This is a genomic window from Alcaligenes phenolicus, assembly GCF_032063905.1.
Classification (GTDB): Bacteria; Pseudomonadota; Gammaproteobacteria; order Burkholderiales; family Burkholderiaceae_B; genus Alcaligenes; species Alcaligenes phenolicus.
On the sequence record NZ_DAMBOE010000002.1, the window covers coordinates 559,427 to 583,871 of the forward strand.

The following is a 24,445-nucleotide window of genomic DNA, read 5'->3' on the forward strand; positions in this document are numbered from 1 at the left end:
TGGAGGACGCGATCAAAAGAACTTCCGGATACCAAATTGGTAGCCCTGGGAGTTTCGACCTGCGCTGTTGATGGGCGAGTCCATGCCTTGCACGCTGATCGCTCGCGCCGAGCCTGACTGGTTATGCACATAGGCATAGGAGGCATAAATCTGCGTGGTCTTGGAGAAGTTGTAGGCGTAGCCCACGCTGTACTTGATCCAGTCCGCATTGGCTTGCTGACCGGTGACGTCGTACTTGCCAATGCTGCCGCGAATCAGGTGCTGGCCAATCGGTGCCGTCGCCCCCAGCTGATAAGCTCGAATCCGGGCCGAACCACGCTTTTCCTGCGCCAGAATCAAAGAAGGCTTGATGAAGCCAAAGTCATACGTTGCGGCCAGGTTGGCCAGACTCAAGCTGGGCTGCACATTGTCCTGCTGCCGTCCCGCCGCCAGCGCCACATTCAGCGCCCCTTGTGCATAGCCAAAACGTGCACCGCGATAGTTGCCACTGGTCGGTGTCGAGGTAGGCCCGGAGGCGTATTGCAGCTGCCCATACACACCTCCCAGATTGGGCGGCAGAAAATAGCTGATCGCATTGCTGATCTGGATGGGGCCACCCAGCATCATGAAGGAGTTGGTACCGGCTACCCCATTAGTCATGAAGGGGTCGAACAACAAGGTGCTCAGAAACGTGGTCGAATCGTCCCGCCCCAAACGCAGTTCGCCATACGGGCTAAATAGACTAATCGTTGCTCGACGACGAAAGTCCAGACCACCATCCTCGGCCGCGCCCTTGCCCAGATTCGGATGCAAGCCCCCTTCCAACCAGAACCCGGCGGCATAGCCCGAGCCCAGATCTTCACGCCCTCGAAACCCGAAACGCGAGATATTGGAACCGCTGTGCGCCAGACCGGTTTGGGACTGGCCATCCGTACGTAAATGCGTCACAGCCATATCCAGGGTGCCAAAGATCTCCAGCGTATTGGGAGCTGCCTGCACCGCCCCCGCCAAGCTGAATGCCGCACCCACCACAACGACAGGTTTTTTCATCTGCTCCGTCCTCTCTTATAAGTATGCTTATCGTTCTTTTTTGCAGGCACAAACCGCCCCTGCCCAGGTCCTGGAAACAAGACCGGCATATGCCAGACAACTGAAAATAGAGTGGAAGGCCTAGGCGAAACGGCACAGTCTCACGCTGTGCCTCTAACGTCAGGTCTTGCCTTGGGAATTAAATATCCAGCACCATAGGCCCTCGCTTGCAACGCGATACACACACCATCATGCTGCGACCCGCCTCACGCTCCTTTTTGGACAAGACCCCGTCACGATGGTCTGCTTCTCCTTCCAGAATGCGCGTCTCGCACGATCCGCACACTCCTTCCTTGCAGCTGTGTTCAATCGGGATTCCTGCATCCAGCAAGGCATCCAGAACGGATTTGCCGGCGGGCACCTGAATCGTCTGGCCGCTCTTGGCCAGACGCAGCTCGAAAGCGTCGTCCGGCGCGCTCTGCACCAGGGGGGCCGCCGCAAAACGCTCGATATGCGCGTGCTCATAGCCCAGGGACTGACAAGCCGCTTCAAAGGCATCCAGCATGGGCGAAGGCCCACAGCAGTAGTAATGCGTGTCAGCACCATGACCGGCCAGCAAGGTCTCCAGCTGCGGACCTGCGCCCTGCTCCTGGTCAAAGTGGAAATGGCAAAGGATGTTGTGGCTGTCGCACAGCGCCTGGATTTCGGCCACAAAGGCCGCTTCGCGACGATTGCGCGCACAATAAAACAGCTCGACCGCCTGCCCTTGTTCGGCCAGCTTTTGCAACATGCACCACAGCGGGGTAATGCCAATGCCACCGGCTACCAGCACAGACTTGGGGGCCTGATCACTCAAGGCGAAGTTATTGCGTGGTGCCGAAATTTCAATGGTCGAACCCACCCGTAACTGCTCGTGCACATAGCGCGATCCGCCACGGCTTTTGCGATCATGCAAAACAGCCACCACATAGCGCTGCTGATCCGTATGGGGATTGCACAGGGAGTAATTGCGCACCAGGCCATTGGGTAAATGCAGGTCAATGTGAGAGCCAGGCTCAAAGGACGGGAACAATACCTGTTCCGTCGCAGGCTGAAATTCGACACTGACGATACCGTCCGCCTCATAACGCATGGCATGGATGCGCGCTGTGAGAGTCTGGGTTGACATAAGAGAACACCTTGCCCGCCTTCAACAGCGGACCTTATCGGGAAAAACCGGCCCGCCTGGCGGGCCACCTGCAGGCAATCAAACGCTTGCTTCTACCTGGTCCTGCGCCAAGGAGCGCAGATGACGGCGCAAGCGGACAATGCCCAGATCATGCTGATACAGATTCTCGTAATCACGAGCATTGGGCTCCATATCCTCCAACAGGACGCGGTCCTGCTCCAGCACATGCCAATGGCGCGCTTCCAGGCGGTTGCGGTACAGGAAGCGCCAGGTATCACGCTGCCAACCCTTGGGCAAACGGCGAATACGCCAGAAGAAAACCGAACACAGGGTTTCATCAATCGGCGTGACACAACCCACAATAATGAAGTTGCCACCAGGGCCACCCGTCTTGGGATACGGAATCTCCAGACGCGTCCAGTGCATGCCGGTGTCGGCCCACTCGGTCCAGTCAAAGTTCACATCACGCTGGCCTTCTTTTTCAAAGACAAAACCGATATCGGTCTGACGAATGACGAACTTGGCCTGGCTATCGCCCTCGGCCATGGAGTGCGACTGCTTGTGCAAAAAGGTGCCGTGCATGGGGTCCATGACGTTATCAAGCACATAGCGGTAATCGCTCTTCCACTCGTTGTAGCAAAGGAAACTGGAGTAGGACTCCTGGTTGGCCAGTTCTTCAGGCAAGACCAGCTCGGGCGGTTCATCCACGGGCTCGACATCGTTGTACAAGAAGATCGTGTCCACAGCCTCACGCACATGGAAACGACGGCCCGCACGCGACCCTTCCAGAGAACAGCCGGGGCTGCCGGGCACACGAGTCACTACCCCGTCACTGCGCACTTCCACGCCGTGATACGGGCAGGAGATGCGATCTCCCAGCACCACACCTTGCGACAGCGGCGCACCACGGTGCGGACAACGGTCCAGCAAGGCATGCACGGTGCCAGTGGTATCGCGCCACAGCACAATTTTCTGTCCCAGACGACGCAGGGCAATGGGCGTCTCTTTGATGAAAGAAGCGGGGCAAATCGGATACCACAGGTTCTTCAGACCAACCTTCAGTAAATGCTCAACAGCCTGGTCGGGCGTATGGTTCATGGGAGTCTCCTTAAACAGGTTTGGTGGACGCGAGGGCCGGCGCTTACTGGGCCAGAGCCGCAATCGCGTCGCTGTAGTTTTCTTCTGTCCAGGCCTGTCCATCAGGGGTGGACAAGCCTTCACGATTCAATTGCTGAACCAGGCCGGGCAAATCATGCACGCCCTTGGCAAAGGCGCGCTCGATTGCATCGCCAAGCAGGTCTTCGTACAAGGTGGGTTCGCGCCGTTGCGCTTGATTGGCCTGGAGATAACGCACAGACATAATTCCTCCTGAAATACGTTCATGTATTGAAAATGAGCGGGCTAAGAGTGACTCCTGGCAGCCGCTTGTCGGGGCTGAGACCCGATCCCTTATTTTTTCTCGGTCAAGAAGGCCCCTTCCGGTGCCAGCGCAGTTTTCTGACGGCGGGTATTGCCATCCAGGCCGCCATCAATGGCCCATTCTGCAAACACGGTGGGGCCCGGCTCGAACTCGCGTGGCTCCCAATCCGCTGTTAACTGATCTTCATCCGCGTAATACTCGATCAGGCCTCCAGCCGGATTGCGGAAGTACCAGAAATAGGCTGATGACACCGGGTGACGACCAGGGCCCAGTTGGGTTTCCCAGCCGCAGCGCGAGAAGTGCAAACCGCCACCAAAAACTTCGTGAATATCGCGCACCGTAAAGGCGACGTGATTAATGCCTCGCTTGCCAGTAGGCAGCTGCAGCAGGAACAGATCGTGGTGCCCACCATCCTCAGTGCAGCGCAAGAAGGCGCCACGGCCCGGATAGCGATCCGACGACACAAAGCCCAGGTGTTCAACGTAGAACTGTTCCACGCGATCCACATCCGCCACAAAGAACACCACGTGCCCGACTTCAATCGGCACGGCACGTTCATAGATAGGGGCTGGCTGGTTGACACGACGGCGCTCGTTCCAGGTATTCATGGGTGCACTATCGATCTCTACCTCGCGCTTGCGAGTCACCTGCAAGGCAATGGCCAGACCATTGGGGTCCTGGCACGCAACCTGTCGTACACCCCGAACTGCTTGATCAGAAAAACCCGGCTGATCGCGCAGGGCAGCCGCATAGCGATCCAGGTCGGCCTCGCTCTCCACACCCCAGACCACTTCGCGTACCGTTGGACCATCTTCAATGGCGGTCGGCAAATCCACCTTGCCAATATCCACCACCAGAACCTGACAACCGTTCAAGCACTCAAAGTACAAGGTGTCCGCCGTTTCTTTTGCCAGCGTCAAACCCCAGTCCTGGAAAAACTGGCGCGATTCGTCCAGCGTTTCCACCCCGTAGGTGATCTGATCAATGCCTACTATGCTCATCTCCGCTCCATCCAAATTTCTGTTTTTTTATGGGTCTTGCCGTGCTGACGGTGTACTACAGATGATCGCGCTGCTTTTATAGGCCTGCGCGATCAAGTCTCAGGCCAGACGGCATGCCCAAAAGGCTTAACCTGCCCAGACAATGGGGGCCTCATTCGTGCCCCAATACATGCTTTTCTGCTCCATATACTGCAAAATCCCTGCCCGCCCTTTTTCACGCCCCAAGCCCGAATCGCGCCAACCTCCAAAAGGCGTCGACACCGAAAACTGCTTGTAGGTGTTGATCCAGACGGTGCCTGCCTGTACTTGCCGGCCCAAACGCCAGGCCCGCTTGAAATCACGGCTCCAAATACCGGCGGCCAGTGCATACACGCTGTCGTTGGCCTCTTCGATCAGGGACTCTTCGTTCTCGAACGGCATGGCAACCAGCACGGGGCCGAAGATTTCCTCCTGGGCCGTCCGTGCCTGATTGGTCAAACCTTCAATAATGGTCGGGGTGTAGAAGTAGCCATTGCGCAGACTGCCGCTTAAACCAGCATGGTCAGGGCGCACCCCGCCACTGCGTATCACTCCACCTTCCGACACACCCAGCTCCACATAGCGTTCGATGCTGTCACGATGACGAGCCGTAATCAGGGGGCCCATCTGCGTGTCATCACGCGCCGGATCGCCCACGCGCAAGGACTGTGCGCCCACGGTCAGACGATTCATGAATTCTTCGTAAATCGGGGCGGATACAAACAAGCGGGAACCCGCAATGCAGGACTCGCCCGAGCTGCTGAAAATGCCGTACAACACCCCAGCGACAGCGTGATCCAGATCCGCATCGTCCAGCACGATGGTGGGTGATTTACCGCCCAGTTCCATGGAAACCGGCATCATCTTGTCGGCGGCGATACGGGCAATATGCTTGCCAGTGCTCGTGCCGCCGGTAAAAGACACGCGCTTGACCAGCGGATGACGGGTGATTACATCTCCGATCACCGAACCCTTGCCGGGCAGCACGCTGACCATTCCTTTAGGCACACCAGCCTGTTCACAAATTCGTGCCAGTTCCAGCGCCATCAAGGGCGTAACTTCAGCAGGTTTGACGATAACGGCATTGCCGGCCGCCAAAGCAGGTGCCAGCTTCTGGGCTTCACTGGCAATCGGCGAATTCCAGGGCGTGATGGCCGCTACCACCCCCATAGGCTCGTACACGCTCATGGTCACAAAAGGGCCACGAGACGGCGTAATCGCTTCTTCCAACGTTTCGCAGGCGGCGGCAAAATATTGGAAGGTTGCAGCGGCGCTGGCCACCAGCGCACGGGTTTCGCTAATGGGCTTGCCATTGTCCAGGCGCTGCTTTTGCGCCAGCTCTTCTGCCTCTGCCCGAATCAAGGCGGCAATCTTGTGCAATACAGTGGCGCGTTCATGTGGCAGTTTTTGTGCCCACCCGCTGTGACGGAATGCATGATCCGCCTTCTCGATCGCCTCCAGCACATCGTCCTCGGACGCAGCGCGCACACGTGCAATCGGCTCGCCGGTGGCAGGGTACAGGCTTTCATACACATCGCCCCCGCCCTGACGCCACTGGCCTGCTACGCAAATATCAAGCACGTTCTGGAAAATCATAAAAACCTCTAATCCTGTTGCTGACTCAAATCGCCAAGGCATCCGCGCTATTGCGCAGGGCTCGCACGGCACTGAATACCGTCAATGCCGAGGTCTTGGGATTGCTCGCCAAAGGTTTGTTGCTCATGGTCAGCAACAGCTCGCCAAATGCGCCGCTGGCCTCAACCGTATGGGTATTTCGCTGGGCACCAGGGTCTGCCAAAAGACGAACCCGCGTCTGATCCAAACCCAGGCCTGCCAGGGAAATCGTGGCCGCTACATTGGCGTTCTTGGGGTACAAGCGAGCCGCTTCGCGGGCACTGCCCTCAAAGATCAACGTGGGTGCTTCCAGCTGTTCCAGATCAAAACTTTCTTCCGCGGGCGTGCCTTGCCAGGCATGGGCCGGTTTGCGGCCGGTATAGACCACCTGATCCAAGCCTCCAATACGAGCGGCGGCAATCGCATCTACTGCGCCAATCGCGCCGGCGATCAGCTCCACACGCGTGTCGCCAGCCAAGGCTGCCGCTTCCAGCTGTTCAGCCAGATCCGCTGACGACAAGGCTCCCACCGACGCGACAATAGCCGGGGTACCGCGACGTAAGGCGGGCAATACATGCCCTTCGATGGCCGAATGTCCAGCCACCTCTATGACCAGATCAATGCCGTCTACCGGCACGAGCTCACCTACCCAGGCTTGCGGAGCCAAACGGGAAGCGGTGGCCCGAGCCTGCTCCACCCAGGCCTCAGGCACCACAATCGCCCCGACACGCAAATTTCGGTCCTTCTGGATGGTTTCCAGCAAAGCGGTACCAATAGCCCCGCAACCAATTACGGCAATAGTCAGCATGTCCGCCTCCCTCACTCCGGATTGCCCGCCAGGGCGGGAATCTGGTTCAGCGTGTTGACGGGCGGGCCTGCAAAACGGCCTTTGAAACTGCCAATGGACACCATGTCAATTTCCAGCATGAACGGCCCTTGAGCCTGCAAACCCTGCTGCAACAGACGCGGCAAATCTTCCAGCTGCTGCACTCGTGCATGCGGTAACTGCAATGAAGCACACAGTTGTTCATAGTCAGGCGTGTGCAAATCCACATAGCAGCGACGGCCGCCGTATTGGGCATCCTGAATATTCTTGATCACGCCGTAGCCCTGGTCATTCATCAGGACGATCAGCATGTCGGCCTTCTCCTGCACCGCTGTTGCCAGCTCACCCAGGTTCAGGATGAAGCCGCCATCTCCGGCCAGACAGATCGTCTTGCGACCCGACTGAGTTTCCTGTGCGCCTACAGCGGCACCGATAGCCATGGGCATGCCTTGGCCAATCCCGCCACCAGTGGCATGCACTCCTGCATCGGCTTCAAAAATACGGAGTTCGCGATTGCCCCAGGTGCTGTTGGAGATGGTCACATCACGCACCCAGTTGAACTGCCGGCCAGCCAGCTTCTGCAACTGCTGAACCAGTTCGGTGTAAGGGCCCAGACCGTCATGCAAACTGGCCACCGCGCTTTCGCGTACCTTGACCAGATCTTTCAACAGCTGCGGATCAGCCTGATAGCCTTGAGCTTCCAGACGATCGGCCAGCCCATTGAGCACACGTTCGGCGTCGCCACAAACAAAATCATCACTGACATAAGCGCGGCCTTGTGCCTCGGCATCCACGTCGCAGCGATACAAAGGACGGGGCAGCTTCAATTCATACTTGAGGGTTTCATTGCTGCGCAGACGCGAACCCACCACCAGCATGGCGTCGCAAGTCTGATAAAAATCTTCAACCGGCTTGTGAATGTTGTAGGCCCCCAGCGTGCCTGCATCGTCTTCAGGAACAATGCCGCGACCCTGCACGGTGCTGACCACACCAAAGCCCAACTTCTGCAATCGACGCACAGCGGCACCGGCCTTGCGAGCCCCACCACCCAGCCACAACAAGGGACGGCGAGCACATTGCAAGGACTTGGCAAGGCGGTCCAGCGCAGCAGGCTGCGGCTCAAAGCAAGGAATTGGCAAGGGGGACAAGTCCAGCGGCATGGGGATCAAGGCCTGCTGAATATCAATCGGAATCTCTACACTGACTGGACCGCTGGGGGCTGTCAGCGCACATTGCACGGCCTGCTTGAGCACGCCCAGCACATTGCCTGCGCTGCGTACACGAAAGGCCGCCTTGGACACGGCTTCCAGCATGGTCAGTTGATCGGGCGCTTCATGGATGTATGCCATTTTCTGGTCCAGAAAAGGCGTTTCGATCTGACCCGTAATGTGCAGCAAAGGCGCACCAGCGGTATAAGCTTCCACCAGGCTGCCCGCGATATTGCCAGCAGCAGGGCCGGTACTGGTCAGACACACACCCAGACTGGACGTGGAACGCGCATACGCATCGGCCATATTGCCCGCCCCCGCCTCGCCCCTTGCGGGCACGAAACGGATCTGCTCACGCTGGGCAAAAGCGTCCAGGATGGGCATGTTATGGATGGAAATAACGCCGAAGGCGGTCTTTACATCGCATTGCTCCAGAAAAGCCGCAACAACGGCACCGACGGTCACGAGCGGCTGTTTATTCGGGGCGTTACGCATGACGGGACAAACCTCCAGAAATATCGATGTGGCTGCCTGTGGTGTAGGAAGCCAGTGGGGATGAAAGAAAAACGATGGCGTTGGCGGCCTCTTGTGGCTTGCCCAGGCGTGCCAATGGAATCTGCTTGCTGCGCGCCAGTTGTGCGCTCCACTCATCCCAGTTCTGGCTGGCGTCATCACGCGCGTCAAAACGTCGTCGCCACTGCCCGGATTCCACCAGCCCAATCAAAATGCCATTGACACGCAAGCCGTCCGGCGCGAATTCAGTGGCCATGGAGCGCACCAGATTCAACAAGCCTGCGCGCGCTGCCGAGGTGGCCACCATATGGGGCTCGGGCTGACGTGCCAGCAAGGAATTCACACAGACAACAGCCGCATCACCCTGAACCGCACGCTGGGCCCGCAACTGTGGCAAGTAAGCACGTGTGGGGTTGAGTACGGAAAAGAACTTCAAGTCCAGCTCCGCACGCCAATCCTCGTCGCTGGTCGTGGCAAAGGTGGATACCCGCCCCTGACCAGCGTTGTTGATCAATATGGAAGCAGCTCCCAGCGCGTCCTGACTGGCCTGGGCAAAGTCGGCCACCTGCTGCGCATCCAGGACGTCACACTCTTGTGTGTACAGACTCGCCTGTGGCACGGATTGCTGGACCACTTCACGGGCACTGGCCAGACGCTGAGCATTGCGGCCGCAAAACGCAACGGCGGCACCGGCCTGCGCCAGAATGCGCACGGTCTCCAGGCCTATGCCTGAAGATCCGCCAGTGACGACGGCCACGCGACCAGCCAGCATATCGCTGGAGAACTGCACCCTATTGTCAACATTCATGGTTTTCTATCTCTTTCTTCCTGCCCCGGACCGATCGCTCATCCACGACCCGTCTAAGGGAGTCTTAACTATGGGGGGAATGCCTGACGAGCTCCGAGAGCTCGGCGGCGGCGGCCTTGACCTGAGCAATCATCTCGGCCAGACGCTCGCCTTCAAAACTGGCCGCCATGGCGGTTACGCCCAGTGCAGCTGCTACCTTGCCCGCACCATTGAACACAGGGGCCGCAATGGTTGAGATCGTGGACTCGAAATAGCCCTCACTCAGTGCATAGCCTTGTTCGCGTATGGCTTGGCAAAACTCGTACAGCTGGGGCACATTCGCTGGAGTATGGGAGGTAAAGCGCTCCAGTTCCGGTTCGGGGTACAGCTCTTTCAACTCAGTCAGGCTCAGTTGGCTAAGCAACACATGGCCCAGCACTGTGGCATGCGCTGGCAAGCGGGTCCCTACCGTCACCGAGCTGGCAAACGGGGTTGGCGCCGCAATGCGGGACACATACACAATCGAGCGCAAATCGCGCACCACCAGATTGCAGGGCAGACGCACCTGCTCACACAAACGCTCCATCACCGGACGGCCCAGTTCGGTCACGTCCAGGGAGGCCACGTATTCAAAACCCAGGCGCAAGACACCGACGCTCAAACGGTAATCACGGCCATTCTCGGTTCGCTCCACAAAACCCATGCCTTCCAGCGTGGACAGCAGGCGAAACACGGTCGAGCGGGGCAAGTCCAGGCGTCGCGCCATTTCGGGCGCACCCAAAGTGCGCTGATCCCGGCTGAACTGGGTCAGAATCAACAGGCCCCGCTCCAGCGCGGGCACGGTATAACGGTCAGCACTGGCATCGCTCTTATTCAATTCACTGCTCATGACTACTCCTGGTCGTGGCCACGGAACGCAAGGCTTGCGTCTGGCCCAGCAAAGATTGCAAGGCTTCCAGCATGGCACCAGGCTGCTCGACATAACTGGCATGTCCCGCTTGGGGAACCAGTTGTAAATGTTGGGAACAGGCCCGCGCCACCCCGGCGCACGCCTCAGGAGTTGTCACCACATCCACTTCGCCACAACTCACTGCGACAGGCACGCTGCTGGAAAGAGGCAGGTAGGTTAGCAGGTCTTCCTGGCACAACATCTGCACAGCTTGCTGATAGCCCGCCAGGTGCAGACTGGCCATAATCCACAACACCAACTCCCGGTTTTCGGCAGTCGCCTGCTCCGACAGTAATCGCTGGTGACGCTGACGAGCCATCAAGCTCATATCACCCGACGCCACCTGCGCCATACGCTGATCCCACACTGCCTGACGGCGCTGTTCCAAACCCGGGCGTCCATACCCAATTGCAGGGCTCATCAGGAACAACGCCTGCATCTCTCCCTGATCAAGATGACGAGCATAGGCGCCCGCCATCAAGGCACCCAAGGAGTGCCCAACCAGCACAAAATCCTTCACTTCCAGAGCATGCAGCAGTTCCTGAAGACGCCGGGCATAGTCCAGCGCCGTGGGCTTGTCCATTTCCAGAGGAGTAGACAAGCCATAACCGGGAGCATCCCAAGCCAGCAAGCGCAGGCCCGGTGGCAATTGCTGTGCCACCCGCAACCAGGACGCCGAGCCCGAACCTATGCCGTGCAAGCAGACGACCCATTGCTCACCGTCGCCCGCGCATCGCACCGCCACCTGTCGGCCACGACAGATGTCCACGGTCGACAAGGGCAGACAGGCCTGCAGATAGCGCAGCTCCTGGGCAGATAAAAGCGGCAAGTTGCTGGGTTGGGGGTTCATGACCTGGGGGCTCCGCTCAATCCAGTTAACGCTTGATCTTGGACAGGGGATGATCAGCCGGATAGGTGGGCGTAACGGGCTTTTTCGCGCCCAGCATCACACACATCAAGGCGTCTTCATCACCGATGTTGATCTCTTCGCGATACACACCGGGCGGCACCGACACCAGATCGCGATCCGTCAGGATGGTCTCGAACCGTTCACCATCTTTTTCAATGATCAGCTTAAGTTTGCCGCGCATCACGAAAAACACTTCTTCCACATCGGTATGCAGGTGTGGCGGGCCTTCGTGACCAGCCGGAATCACCATGGTCGAAAAGGTGAAGTTTTCCGCAGGCACCGTGTTCATGTCAGCCGTAACACCTGTGCCACCCGTACCCACATAACGCATTTGCGCACGACGGAATTTCGGGTCGTAATCAGCCTGGAACTTCAGCGCATTCCAGTCATATTTGCGGGTGGAATAACGGGCAATGCGGGTATTCATCCAATCCTCCAGCGAGGCACCCTCCGGGCGACTCCAGCTGCTTACTTCCGTCTCCACGGTCTGCTCACTCATCTTCATGCTCCTTGATCGATAGCCTTAGTGCATAACAAAGCCGCCGTTGACGGCCAGGACCTGGCCCGTCACAAAACGCGACAGTCCAGAAAGGGAAAAAACCACAGCGCCGCACACGTCTGCTGCCTGTTGCTCGCGGGCGATAGCACGTCCGTCCAAATAGGCTTGATGGCGACTTAAAGGCACGTATTCGGTGGCTTCCACCAAGGTCAGCCCCGGTGCCACGGCGTTGACGGTGATACCGTCCTCACCCCACTCCCGAGCCAGGGAATGCGTCATGGCAGAAACTGCCCCCTTGCTGGCCACATAGGCGAGCAAATTGGGGGCACCCCACAAAGCCGTATCCGAGGACAGATTCACGATGGCGCCACGACCACTGGCCTTGAGCGCACCATGCACCGCACGACTCATCAACCAGGTGCCACGCACATTGACCGCCATCACCTTGTCCCACATGGCGGCTTCCAGCTCATGCGCATTGCGGCCACCCGAGTTGGTGATGGCGGCGTTGTTGACCAAACCATCCAATCCGCCCATCAAGGTCACAGCCTGCGCGGCACAGCGATCAATCGATTCGCTGTCCTCCAGATCCAGTGCCACGGCATGAACCTGCAATCCATCAGCGCGCAAACGCTGGGCTTCTTGCTGTGCCAGATCAAACAAAATGTCGGCAATCACCACCCGAGCCCCGGCCTGTGCAATGCAATGAGCAAACGCCAGGCCAAGGCCACGCGCTGCACCAGTCACCAGCACTCGTCGCCCGGCAAGTAAATCGCGGGGAAGGTCGGCCAGCAGAACCTGCAAGGACGTCGGATCGATAGCGGTACTAATAGTCATGCGCTTAAAACCTTGGAATAGATCTGCTCAAGATCGTAAAACTTGTTTTGTTTCACTAATGAAACGTTGGTTTACTAATGGAATGAACAGAGATTAACGAAAGCCTTGTGGACGGAGTATCAGCAAAAACCCTAGTCGACAGCCCAAAAGGGTGCCTGCCACTAAACGCACAGACACTTAAAGATAAAAACCGGCGGGTAAAACAAACAGGGCCCCGCAAATGCGGGGCCCTGTTTGGTAGATAAAACGGAAAGGACTACAGCTTTATTGCGCCTTGCACTGAGCCAATGCCGTCAAGGACATACCCAGTTGGACACGGCGTTGCAGCCAGGGGCTGGCGCGATAACGCATATCGCCCGTGACAGCTTGCAGGGTGTTCAATACATCCAGCAAATCACGCGAGCCGACGGCATCACCCATGGACAGCGGGCCATTGTGCGGATAACCCAGGCCCAGACGCACAGCGGCGTCGATATCTGATGGGGTAGCAATCTGCTGCTGAGCGATATCGCTGGCGATGTTCACGATGGTCGCCACTAAACGCTGGGCCACAAAACCGGCAGAGTCTTCAATCACGCTAACCGCCGTACCATCGCTGGCCAACATGGCCCAGGCTTGATCGCGCCATTCTGGTGTGGTCGCAGCCGAGCACATCAGCACGCGGCGGCGGCCTTTCTCCAAGCCGAACAAGGTATCCAGCGCCACGGTGCGAGCTGGGTCCAGGCCATGCAAGGACACCAAAGTCGCCACGTCTTCACCATAAGGCGTCAGCAGAATCAGCGCATCAGCAGGTGGCTGGTCGCCTTCCACCACTTTCACACCCAGTTCGTTCAGCAACTGCAGAGCGCGAGCCTGACCTTGCTCGTGGTAAGGCGAGACCCACACAGGAGCAAAGGAGGTGACAGCGGGAACAGCAGGCTCTTGAGGAACCTGTTTCTTGCCATCTTCATACTTGTAGAAGCCTTCGCCGTTCTTGCGACCAAACAATTTACCGGCGTGACGCACGGCAGTAATGGGCGAAGGACGGAAGCGCGGCTCGTCGTAGAACTGACGGTAAATGGATTCCATGACCGGATGGGACACATCCAGCGCGGTCAGATCCAGCAGTTCAAAGGGCCCCATGCGGAAACCAGCCTGCTCGCGCATGATGGCGTCGATCTGGTAGAAAGGCGCCACGCATTCCTGGGCGATTTTCAGGCCCTCGATGTTCATGCCACGACCGGCGTGGTTCACGATAAAGCCGGGCATATCCTTGGCGCGCACCGGCGTGTGGCCCATATCGCGCGACACTTGCATCAAGGCATCGCCCACTTCCGGAGAGGTGCGCAGACCGTCGATAACCTCGACCACTTTCATCAGCGGCACGGGGTTGAAGAAGTGATAGCCAGCCACACGCTCGGGGTGACGGCAGGCTTGGGCAATGGCGGTAATGGACAGCGAAGAGGTATTGGAGGCCAGCACGCAATCGGCCGACACAATCTCTTCCAGCTGTTGCAGCAAGCCTTGCTTGACGTCCAGACGCTCCACAATGGCTTCCACAACCAGATCGGCAGGGGCCAAGGCTTGCAGATCGCTGGCGGTTTGCAGACACGCTTTGGCCGCGTCCACCTGTTCCGCCGTCATGCGGCCTTTTTCTTGCAAACGACTCCAGACGGCGTGTACATCCGCCAAAGCAGCCTTGACCGAATCCGCATTCAGGTCATACAGCAAGACCTGCTTGCCAGCCTGGGCAGCAATCTGGGCAATGCCCCGTCCCATAGCACCTGCGCCAACAATAGCGATGGTTTGTATCTGTTTCATGATTCACAACCTGATCGAAAAGCAATAAAAATTAAGCCTGTTCAGCGGAGCCGGATACCAGGGCCTCGACCTTGTCGGGCGATAGCTCCAGCACTCGCGCCAGGACCTCGCGGGTGTGTTCTCCCAGACGCGGAGGCGCACGGCGATACTGCACTGGCGTGGCCGACAAACGTAAAGGACTGGCGACCGAAGGCACGCTGCCACCCTGCCCGGTCGGCAAGTCCAGGCGCAAGCCGCGCGCCAGCACCTGCGGGTCCTGATAAACCTGTTCCATCGTATTGATGGGCCCGGCTGGAATACCTACAGCTTCCAGCGTCTGCAACCAGCTATCGCGCGTGCGGCTTCGCATGATCTGTGCAAGCATGGGCACCAGCTCGTCCCTGTGCATGACTCGTCCGGCATTGCGCGCAAAACGGGGATCATCCGCCCACTCGGGGTGACCCAGCTCCCGCGCATAACTGCGAAACTGGGCATCGTTGCCCACCGCCACAATCAAATGCCCGTCACTGGCTTCAAAGACCTGATAGGGCACCAAATTCTGATGTGCATTGCCGGGGCGCTGTGGCGCCTGTCCAGTACACAAGTAATTCATGTTCTGGTTAGCCATCATGGCCACCTGACAATCCAGCAGAGCAATATCCAGATGCTGGCCCAGGCCACTACGATGGCGCTCCACCACGGCCGCCAGCACAGCCACGGTGGCGTACATGCCTGTCATGACATCGGCCACAGCCACACCCGCTTTCTGCGGTTCACCACCTGGCTCACCGGTCAGGGACATCAAACCACCCAGCCCCTGGATCATGAAGTCATATCCTGGACGACTTGCATAGGGGCCAGTCTGCCCAAATCCGGTAATCGAACAATAAATCAGGGCCGGGTTGATGGCTTGCAGGCTTTCATAGTCCAGTCCGTACTTTTTCAAGCCACCGACCTTGAAGTTTTCCACCAGAATATCGCAGCGACTGACCAGCTGACGCACCACCTCGGCACCTTGTGCAGTGCCTATATCCAGGATGATGGACTCTTTATTACGGTTGGCAGCCCCAAAATAGGCGGCATCTTCCGTGTCCGCTCTGTGACCATCCTGCAGATACGGCGGCCCCCAGCCTCGGGTGTCGTCCCCGGCACCCGGGCGTTCGACCTTGATGACTTCCGCACCCAGATCAGCCAGGTTTTGAGTACACCAGGGCCCGGCCAGCACGCGCGTCAAGTCCAGAACACGCAATCCCGCCAAGGGCGCTTTTCGTTCAGTCGTGGTCATAGCAAACAAAAATCCTTCAAGTCGCTTATTGTGCACTACGTCTTCTTAGTCCGGTCTACGGACAGAAAAAAGTGCTCAAACCATGGTCATTTTCGAGGCCGGAGGAATTTGTGCAGCGCACCAAGCCGGGCAACGATAAACCGTCCTAGAATAGGTGACGATAGATTATCAGCGGCAGATCTTCCTTGCAGGACCCCGCCCCTTCAAGAGGCAGGGCACTTCTTTCGATAACAGGAGACCGACCTTATGCCATCGGCATTAACGCAGCAGCTTTATCAATCTATGACCCTGCCTGTAATGGCAGCGCCCATGTTCATTGTTTCGAACCCCGCCCTGGTGATTGCACAATGCGCCAGCGGCATCATCGGTTCCGTCCCCGCCTTGAACGCCCGCCCCCAGGAAAAGCTCAAGGATTGGCTGGACGAAATCGACGACACCCTGGCCGAACTGCGCGAACGCCATCCCGAGCGCCGCATCGCCCCCTACGCCATCAACCACATCATCCACCAGTCCAACGACCGCCTGGAGCAGGATCTGCGTGTGTGCGCCGATCACAAGGTGCCACTGGTGATTACCAGCCTGCGCGCCCCGCAAGACATCGTGCCGCATGTACACGCCTGGGGTGGCAAGGTCTTTCACGACGTAACCACCTTGCGTCATGCTGAAAAAGCGCTGGAAGCGGGTGTGGATGGCCTGATCGTGGTGGCTGCAGGTGCAGGCGGCCACGCCGGTACCTTGAGCCCCTTTGTGCTGGTTAACGAAATTCGTCAGATTTTTGATGGCCCGATTGCCCTGTCCGGCGCCATGAGCCGGGGTCGCGACATTCTGGCGGCCCAAGCCATGGGGGCGGACATGGCCTACATCGGCACGCGCTTCATTGCCAGTACCGAAGCCAATGCCTCGGACGATTACAAGAACATGATCGTCAAGGGTCGTGCCGCCGATATCGTCTACACCCCGCTGTTTACCGGCATCCCCGGCAACTACCTGAAGGACAGTATCCGAGCTGCAGGCCTGGACCCGGACAAGCTGGACAGCGAAAAAAATGCCGACACCGCCTTCGGTTCGGGCATGAGCAAAGCCTGGCGCGACATCTGGGGCGCTGGTCAAGGCATTGGTGGCATTGACTCGGTGGAATCTACTGCCGACATCGTGGCCCGTCTGCATCGCGAATACCAGGAAGCCAAGGCAGCACTGCTGGCCTCCCCCTTCGCCTGAAAAGGAGCACGCCATGATACGGACTCATGACGCAGGTCACTGGCTGGAAGTCGTTCTGGACCGCCCGGAACGACGCAATGCCTTGACTGGCCCCATGTACGAAGAGCTGGCCGACATCATCGATCAGGCCGATCAGAACCAGAAATATCGTGCTCTGATTCTGACCGGCGCGGGCGAACATTTCTGTGCCGGCAACGACATCTCGGAGCTGTCCAATGTGCGCAACAACGACATGCCGCCGCCGATCAAATTCCTGCGCAGTCTGGTCAAGGCCGACATCCCTCTGATCGTGGCCGTAGAAGGCCACGCTGTGGGTATCGGCGTGACCTTGCTGCTGCATGCGGACTTTGTGTACGCGGCCCGTGACGCGCGTTTGCGCATGCCCTTCACCGCACTGGGCCTGTGCCCGGAAGGCGCCTCCAGCCACCTGCTGGCGCAGTACGTGGGGCCACGCCGTGCCAACGAATGGCTGCTGCTGTCACAAGCCTTCAGTGCCGAGCAAGCCATGGAAGATGGCCTGCTCACTGAACTGACCGACCACGGCAATAGCCTGGAAGCCGCCCGTGCCTGCGCCCACGCGTTGTCCGAGCAGCCTCCCATTGCCTTGCGCACCAGCAAGCGTCTGCTACGAGAACCCCAGCGCGAAGTTTTGCTGGAGGTTCTGGAACGCGAGCGCAAGCTATTTTCCAAACTGCTGGAAGGCGAAGAAGCTCTGCACATTCTGGGGCAAATGAGCCAGAATCGCAGCGGCAAATAGCGCTTGTGTGGACCTGATTTCTGCGCAAACCCGCATGTGCAGCGATCTTGCCACACTGCACCCGGTTCAGATGGGGTGATAAGGGGCCTGTGAGAGCAGGTCCCTAATTTTTTTTACCGTATTCGCAAAAATTTCTTGCGTGCAAAAAAAAAATCGCTGTATTTTATTTTTTGCGCTGCAACAAATGCACCGCTTTAACACGTTCTTTGCGGATACGCCCATGACACACTCCTGTCCCCCCCAAGCCCAAGGCTTGTACCTTCCCGCTAATGAACACGACGCCTGCGGCGTCGGATTTATCGCACACATCAAAGGCCAGGCGAGCCACGCCATCATCACCCAAGGCCTCAAAATCCTGGAAAACCTTGATCACCGCGGCGCTGTAGGCGCAGACCCCTTGATGGGCGACGGTGCAGGCATTCTGATCCAGATCCCCGACCAGCTTTACCGCGAAGAAATGGCCGCCCAGGGCGTGACCCTGCCGCCCCCCGGCGAGTATGGCGTAGCCATGGTGTTCCTGCCCAAAGAAACCGCTTCCCGCCTGGCCTGTGAACAGGAGCTGGAACGTGCGGTACGTGCCGAAGGCCAGCACATGCTGGGCTGGCGCGATGTGCCCGTGGACAGCACCATGCCCATGTCGCCCACGGTCAAGGCCAACGAGCCGGTGATTCGCCAGCTGTTCATTGGCCGCGGCCCGGATGTGATGGTGCCCGACGCGCTGGAGCGCAAGCTGTACGTGATCCGCAAGACCGCCAGCCACGCCATCTACCGCATGGCATTGGCCCACGGACAGGAATACTTTGTGACCTCGGCCTCGGTGCGCACCATCGTCTACAAGGGCTTGCTGCTGGCTGACCAGGTTGGCCGCTACTACCGCGATCTGGCCGACCCTCGCGCCTGTTCCGCCCTGGCTCTGGTGCACCAGCGCTTTTCCACCAACACCTTCCCTGCCTGGCCTCTGGCCCACCCGTACCGCCTGATCGCCCACAACGGCGAGATCAACACGGTACAGGGCAACTTCAACTGGCTGCGTGCCCGTGAAGGCGCCATGGAATCAGCCGTGCTGGGCTCGGACCTGCAAAAGCTCTACCCCATCGTGTACGAAGGCCAGTCCGACACGGCCACCTTCGACAACTGTCTGGAACTGCTGGTGATGGCCGGCTATTCCCTGCCGCACGCCATGATGATCATGATGCCGGAGGCCTGGGAACAGCACGCCGAGATGGACGAGAGCCGTCGCGCTTTCTACGAGTACTACGCAGCCCAGATGGAGCCTTGGGATGGCCCCGCCGCCATCGCCTTTACCGATGGCCTGCAAATCGGTGCACTGCTGGACCGCAACGGCCTGCGTCCGGCCCGCTACGTCATCACCGACGACGACATGATTGTGCTGGCCTCTGAAGCCGGTACTCTGCCCATCCCCGAGCACCGCATCGTCAAGAAATGGCGTCTGCAACCCGGCAAGATGCTGCTGATCGATCTGGAACAGGGCCGCATCATTGACGATGCCGAGATCAAGTCCCAACTGGCCAACACCCATCCCTACAAGCAGTGGATTGAACGCCTGCGCTTGCGCCTGGACTCCCTGCCCAGCGTGCCCGGTGTACGTCCCCAATTGGCCAGCCGCGACCTGCTGGATCAACAACAAGCCTTTGGCTGGACTCAGGAAGACATCAAGGTCGTGCTGCAGCCCATGGCCAGCAAGGGTGAAGAAGCCACCGGCTCCATGGGTAACGACGCGCCGTTGGCCGTGCTGTCCGACAAGTCCAAGCCCTTCTACAACTACTTCCGCCAGCTGTTTGCCCAGGTTACCAACCCACCTATCGACCCGATTCGCGAACAGATGGTGATGTCGCTGGTGTCCTTTATTGGCCCCAAGCCCAATCTGCTGGACATCAATAACGTCAACCCGCCACTGCGTCTGGAAGTCTCCCAGCCCGTGCTGAGCCCGTCTGACATGAACCAGATCCGGCGCATTGAAACGGCCAGCAATGGCAAGTTCCGCAGCCAGGAACTGGACATCGTCTACCCCAGCGCCTGGGGCCCGGAAGGCATTGAGGCCAGCGTGGCCGCCCTGTGCGCCCGTGCGGCGGATGCCGTGCGCGATGGCTACAACATCCTGATCCTGACGGATCGCCGTTGTGACGCCGAGCATGTGGCCATCCCCGCCCTGCTGGCGACCTCGGCCATTCACCAGCACCTGATCCGCATCGGTCTGCGTACCCGCACGGGTCTGGTTGTGGAAACCGGCTCGGCCCGTGAAGTGCATCACTTCGCCCTGCTGGGTGCGTATGGTGCCGAAGCCATGCACCCGTGGCTGGCTTTTGAAAGCCTGCAGCATCTGGCCCAGGACCCGATCAACCAGATCGACGCGTCCCAGGCCGAGGGCTACTACATCAAGGCCATCAACAAGGGCTTGTACAAGGTCATGTCCAAAATGGGCATCTCCACCTACATGTCCTACACCGGCGCGCAGATTTTCGAGACCATCGGCCTGTCGCGCTCGCTGGTGGACAAATACTTTGTGGGCACCTCCTGTCCGGTAGAAGGGATTGATATCTTCACCGTGGCCGAAGAAGCGCTGCGTCAGCACCGCGCCGCCTACAGCAAAGATCCTGTACTGGAAAATCATCTGGAAGCCGGTGGCGAATACGCAGTACGCGTGCGCGGCGAAGCCCATATGTGGACGGCCGACTCCATCGCCAAGCTGCAACACGCTACCCGCAGCCAGAACTACAGCACCTACAAGGAATACGCCCAGCTCATCAACGAGCAAAGCCGCCGTCATATGACCCTGCGCGGTTTGTTCGAGCTGCGTCTGGACCCGGCCCGGGCCATTCCCCTGGAAGAAGTAGAACCGGCCAGCGAGATCGTCAAACGCTTTGCAACCGGCGCCATGTCGCTGGGTTCGATTTCCACCGAAGCCCATGCCGTACTGGCTGTGGCCATGAACCGGATTGGCGGCAAGTCCAATACCGGCGAAGGTGGCGAGGACGAGCTGCGCTATCAGCACGAAATGCAGCACGGTAAAAGCGGCATTCGCCAGGGTGACACCTTGGCCAGCGTCCTGGGCCAGGATCGCGTGTTTGCCGACATTGATCTGCAAGAGAACGATTCGCTGCGCTCGCGCATCAAGCAGGTAGCGTCCGGCCGCTTTGGTGTGTCGGCCCAGTATCTGTGCAGTGCCGATCAAATCCAGATCAAGATGGCACAAGGTGCCAAGCCCGGCGAAGGCGGTCAATTGCCTGGCCACAAAGTGTCCGAGTACATCGCCAAGCTACGTTATTCCGTTCCCGGTGTGGGCCTGATTTCTCCTCCACCCCATCACGACATTTACTCCATCGAAGATTTGGCCCAGCTGATTCACGATTTGAAGAACGTGAACCCGCAAGCGGATATCTCCGTGAAGCTGGTGTCCAAAGTCGGTGTGGGCACCGTGGCTGCCGGTGTTGCCAAAGCCAAGGCCGATCACATTGTGATTGCCGGTCACGACGGTGGTACGGGTGCTTCGCCCCTGTCCTCCATCAAGCACGCCGGTACGCCGTGGGAACTGGGCCTGGCTGAAACCCAGCAGACCCTGTTGCTGAACCGCTTGCGCAGCCGCATTCGTGTGCAGGCTGACGGCCAGATGAAGACCGGCCGCGATGTGGTGATCGGCGCCTTGCTGGGTGCGGATGAATTTGGCTTTGCCACCGCCCCGCTGGTCGTGGAAGGCTGCATCATGATGCGCAAATGCCATCTGAACACCTGCCCGGTTGGCGTTGCCACTCAAGACCCCGTGCTGCGCCGCAAGTTCAAGGGCAAGCCCGAGCACGTGGTGAACTACTTCTTCTTTGTTGCCGAAGAAGTGCGTGAACTGATGGCCAAGCTGGGCGTGCGTCACTTTGACGATCTGATCGGTCGCAGCGACTGGCTGGATATGCGCAGTGGTATCGAACACTGGAAAGCACAAGGTCTGGACTTCTCCCGTCTGCTGCACAAAGTGGAAAACGAAGAGTCCCCACGTCAGATCGCCACCCAGGATCATGACCTGGAACACACACTGGATCGCCAACTGATCGAGCGCAGCGCCGTCACCCTGAATCAGGGCACCCCACTGTCCTTCATCACCCCCGTACGCAACCGCAACCGCAGCGTCGGTGCCATGCTCTCGGGCGTATTCACCAAGAAATACGGTCATCAAGGTCTGCCTGACGACAGCCTGCACATTCAATGCAAAGGCACGGCGGGCCAGAGCTTTGGCGCTTTCCTGGCCCAGGGCATCACCCTGGATCTGGTGGGCGAAGCCAATGACTACGTGGGCAAAGGCTTGTCCGGCGGCCGCATTATCGTGCGCTCGCCCAACGACTTCCGTGGCTACGGCCCGGACCACATCATCGTGGGTAATACCGTGCTTTACGGTGCCTTGGCAGGTGCAGCCTACTTCAACGGCGTCGCCGGCGAACGCTTTGCCGTGCGTAACTCCGGTGCCAGCGCGGTTGTGGAAGGCGTAGGCGACCACGGCTGCGAATACATGACGGGCGGCACTGTCGTTGTCCTGGGTGAAGTGGGCCGCAACTTTGCAGCCGGCATGTCCGGTGGCGTGGCCTACGTGTGGGACCCGCAACGTCGCCTGCAACTGCGCTGCAACCCCGGCATGGTGGATCTGGAGCCCGTTTTGAGCAAGGCCGAGCAAGAGATGAACAGCAGCATGGCGCAATGGCACAGCCGTAGCGCCCAGGGCGAACGCCAGACCGACGATGCCATCTTGCAAACCCTGGTTCAGGAACATTTCAAGGCCACGGGCAGCTTCCAGGCCCGCGAGCTCTTGAAAGACTGGGACAGCGCCCGCGCACAATTCGTCAAAGTCATTCCACGCGAATACCGCCGTGCATTGAGCGAATTGTGGCAAGGCCCGCAAGCGAGCAAAGCCGCGCCCAAAAGCAGTAAAACCCGCCGTTCGGCTTCGGCCTGAACCCTTCCCATCACCATCAGGAAACGACACATCATGGGAAAGACGACTGGATTTCTTGAGTTTCAACGTCTGCAAGAAGCCGTAGAAGCTCCTTTAAAGCGGGTCAAGCACTGGAAAGAGTTTGTCCAGGTATTGAACGACGAACAGGCAGGCCAACAGGCCGCCCGCTGCATGGACTGCGGCATCCCCTTCTGCCACAACGGCTGCCCGGTCAACAACATCATCCCCGACTGGAATGATCTGGTTTACCGCCAGCAGTGGAAAGAAGCGCTGGACGTGCTGCACTCCACCAACAACTTTCCGGAAATCACCGGCCGCATCTGCCCCGCTCCTTGCGAGGCAGCCTGTACCTTGAACATTGACCGTGCGCCCGTGGGTATCAAATCCATTGAGCACGCCATCATCGACAAAGGCTGGGCAGAAGGTTGGGTTGAACCACAAGTACCTACCCACAAAACTGGCAAACGCGTGGCCGTCATCGGCTCCGGCCCTGCCGGATTGGCCAGTGCACAGCAATTGGCACGCGTCGGCCACGACGTCACCGTGTACGAGAAAAGCGACCGCATTGGTGGCCTGATGCGCTACGGCATCCCCGACTTCAAACTGGACAAGCACCTGCTGGATCGTCGCATCGCCCAAATGCAGGCCGAGGGCGTGCAGTTTTGCCCTTCTACCTATATTGGTCAGGCACAAGATCAAGCCGCCCAGGAACCGGGGCTGACCGTGCTGTCCCCTACCGATCTTGAGCAACAGTTCGACGCGATCATCCTGGCCGGCGGCTCCGAAACCCCACGCCTGCTGGACGCCCCCGGTAGCCAGCTGCAAGGCGTACATCCCGCCATGGACTTCCTGCGTATCCAGAACCAGCAAGTTGCCGGTTCACGTGGCACCCCCGCCATCAGCGCCCAAGGCAAACATGTCGTGGTGATTGGTGGTGGTGATACCGGCTCGGACTGCGTGGGCACCAGCACACGCCAGGGCGCAAAATCAGTCACCCAGTTCGAACTGATGCCCCGCCCACCCGAGCAGGAAAACACGGAGCTAACCTGGCCCTACTGGCCCATGAAACTGCGCACCTCGTCCTCGCACGAAGAAGGCTGCGAGCGTGACTGGGCGATCAACACCGTAGAGCTGGAAGGCAAGAACGGCCAAGTCAAAGAACTGCGCGCCGTGCGGGTGGAATGGAAAACCGATCCCGCGACAGGCCGCATGAGCATGACGCCCATCGCCGGCTCCGAAATGACCTTCCCCGCCGATCTGGTCCTGCTGGCCATGGGCTTCACCGCCCCCGTACGCCAAGTGCTGGACGCCTTTGCCGTAGAAGCCGACCAGCGCGGCAACGTCGCTGCCAACACGGATGACTACCAAACCAGCCGAGCCAAAGTCTTCGCCGCCGGAGACATGCGACGCGGCCAGTCCCTGATCGTCTGGGCCATCCGCGAAGGCCGCCAGTGCGCCCGTTCCGTAGACGAGTTCCTGATGGGGAGTTCGACACTTCCCCGCTAAGTCTTCCTGGCAGTACCAGTACACAAACACCCAGCCGCGATTAACGGCTGGCTGTTTGTCTTCGGGCGAACGAGATCACTTCCAGGCCTCCTGACTTCGCAGGTTCTTATCTGTTGTTTGCAGCTCGATGCCTGATGCCTGATGCCTGATGCCTGATGCCTGATGCCTGATGCCTGATGCCTGATGCC

19 protein-coding genes are annotated in these 24,445 nt (G+C 58.9%); 4 read left to right on the forward strand and 15 right to left on the reverse strand.

The genetic code is table 11. From position 1 onward, the window contains the following. Positions 1-12: 12 nt before the first annotated feature. The 15 genes from U2949_RS05980 to U2949_RS06050 form a co-directional block, all read right to left on the reverse strand. Complete coding sequence (locus tag U2949_RS05980) at positions 13-1,029, reverse strand: porin (protein WP_321286648.1); 1,017 nt, start codon at positions 1,027-1,029, stop codon at positions 13-15. A gap of 178 nt (positions 1,030-1,207) precedes the next feature. Then, positions 1,208-2,176, reverse strand: a complete 969-nt coding sequence (locus tag U2949_RS05985; protein WP_026484084.1) for a PDR/VanB family oxidoreductase — start codon at positions 2,174-2,176, stop codon at positions 1,208-1,210. 78 nt (positions 2,177-2,254) lie between these two features. Next, positions 2,255-3,274, reverse strand: a complete 1,020-nt coding sequence (locus tag U2949_RS05990; protein ID WP_083054292.1) for an aromatic ring-hydroxylating oxygenase subunit alpha — start codon at positions 3,272-3,274, stop codon at positions 2,255-2,257. A 43-nt stretch (positions 3,275-3,317) separates the two neighbouring features. Continuing rightward, a complete protein-coding gene (locus U2949_RS05995) occupies positions 3,318-3,536 on the reverse strand; it encodes a recombinase-like helix-turn-helix domain-containing protein (protein ID WP_026484082.1) in 219 nt (72 codons plus the stop codon). Positions 3,537-3,625: 89 nt separating this feature from the next. Next, positions 3,626-4,597 (reverse strand): VOC family protein, encoded by a 972-nt coding sequence (locus U2949_RS06000; protein WP_026484081.1) that lies wholly within the window; start codon positions 4,595-4,597, stop codon positions 3,626-3,628. Positions 4,598-4,723: 126 nt separating this feature from the next. Continuing rightward, positions 4,724-6,211, reverse strand: a complete 1,488-nt coding sequence (locus U2949_RS06005; RefSeq protein ID WP_321286653.1) for an aldehyde dehydrogenase — start codon at positions 6,209-6,211, stop codon at positions 4,724-4,726. A gap of 25 nt (positions 6,212-6,236) precedes the next feature. Continuing rightward, positions 6,237-7,037, reverse strand: a complete 801-nt coding sequence (locus tag U2949_RS06010; RefSeq protein WP_321286655.1) for an aspartate dehydrogenase — start codon at positions 7,035-7,037, stop codon at positions 6,237-6,239. 11 nt (positions 7,038-7,048) lie between these two features. After that, entirely contained in the window at positions 7,049-8,758 is a 1,710-nt protein-coding gene (locus tag U2949_RS06015; protein ID WP_257723846.1) for a thiamine pyrophosphate-binding protein, read from the reverse strand. Then, complete coding sequence (locus tag U2949_RS06020) at positions 8,751-9,584, reverse strand: SDR family oxidoreductase (RefSeq protein WP_143241222.1); 834 nt, start codon at positions 9,582-9,584, stop codon at positions 8,751-8,753. The genes U2949_RS06015 and U2949_RS06020 overlap by 8 nt, the downstream gene beginning before the upstream one ends. 64 nt (positions 9,585-9,648) lie before the next feature. Next, on the reverse strand, positions 9,649-10,452 hold the full coding sequence (locus tag U2949_RS06025) for an IclR family transcriptional regulator (RefSeq protein WP_321286659.1): 804 nt from the start codon (positions 10,450-10,452) through the stop codon (positions 9,649-9,651). Further along, positions 10,442-11,362 (reverse strand): alpha/beta fold hydrolase, encoded by a 921-nt coding sequence (locus U2949_RS06030; protein WP_321286661.1) that lies wholly within the window; start codon positions 11,360-11,362, stop codon positions 10,442-10,444. The genes U2949_RS06025 and U2949_RS06030 overlap by 11 nt, the downstream gene beginning before the upstream one ends. A 25-nt stretch (positions 11,363-11,387) precedes the next feature. Further along, positions 11,388-11,921 (reverse strand): cupin domain-containing protein, encoded by a 534-nt coding sequence (locus U2949_RS06035; RefSeq protein WP_026484076.1) that lies wholly within the window; start codon positions 11,919-11,921, stop codon positions 11,388-11,390. Positions 11,922-11,945: 24 nt separating this feature from the next. Continuing rightward, complete coding sequence (locus tag U2949_RS06040) at positions 11,946-12,758, reverse strand: SDR family oxidoreductase (protein WP_035274993.1); 813 nt, start codon at positions 12,756-12,758, stop codon at positions 11,946-11,948. A 264-nt stretch (positions 12,759-13,022) separates the two neighbouring features. Beyond that, the gene (locus tag U2949_RS06045) at positions 13,023-14,558 is read right to left on the reverse strand and encodes a 3-hydroxyacyl-CoA dehydrogenase (RefSeq protein WP_026484074.1); all 1,536 of its coding nucleotides are present in this window, start codon (positions 14,556-14,558) and stop codon (positions 13,023-13,025) included. Positions 14,559-14,589: 31 nt separating this feature from the next. Further along, positions 14,590-15,822: a CaiB/BaiF CoA transferase family protein gene (locus tag U2949_RS06050; protein WP_321286663.1), complete on the reverse strand. Its 1,233-nt coding sequence runs from the start codon at positions 15,820-15,822 to the stop codon at positions 14,590-14,592. Positions 15,823-16,068: 246 nt separating this feature from the next. On the opposite strand from U2949_RS06050, the gene U2949_RS06055 reads away from it, so the two are divergent. The 4 genes from U2949_RS06055 (at position 16,069) to U2949_RS06070 (ending at position 24,257) form a co-directional block, all read left to right on the forward strand. Continuing rightward, positions 16,069-17,040: an NAD(P)H-dependent flavin oxidoreductase gene (locus U2949_RS06055; protein WP_009462684.1), complete on the forward strand. Its 972-nt coding sequence runs from the start codon at positions 16,069-16,071 to the stop codon at positions 17,038-17,040. Between the two features lie 13 nt (positions 17,041-17,053). Continuing rightward, positions 17,054-17,797 carry an enoyl-CoA hydratase/isomerase family protein gene (locus U2949_RS06060; protein ID WP_321286665.1) on the forward strand — a complete coding sequence of 248 codons (744 nt, stop codon included), beginning with the start codon at positions 17,054-17,056 and terminating at the stop codon, positions 17,795-17,797. 220 nt (positions 17,798-18,017) lie between these two features. Then, positions 18,018-22,751: a glutamate synthase-related protein gene (locus tag U2949_RS06065; protein WP_125303923.1), complete on the forward strand. Its 4,734-nt coding sequence runs from the start codon at positions 18,018-18,020 to the stop codon at positions 22,749-22,751. A gap of 33 nt (positions 22,752-22,784) precedes the next feature. After that, on the forward strand, positions 22,785-24,257 hold the full coding sequence (locus U2949_RS06070) for a glutamate synthase subunit beta (protein ID WP_321286668.1): 1,473 nt from the start codon (positions 22,785-22,787) through the stop codon (positions 24,255-24,257). Positions 24,258-24,445 lie beyond the last annotated feature (188 nt).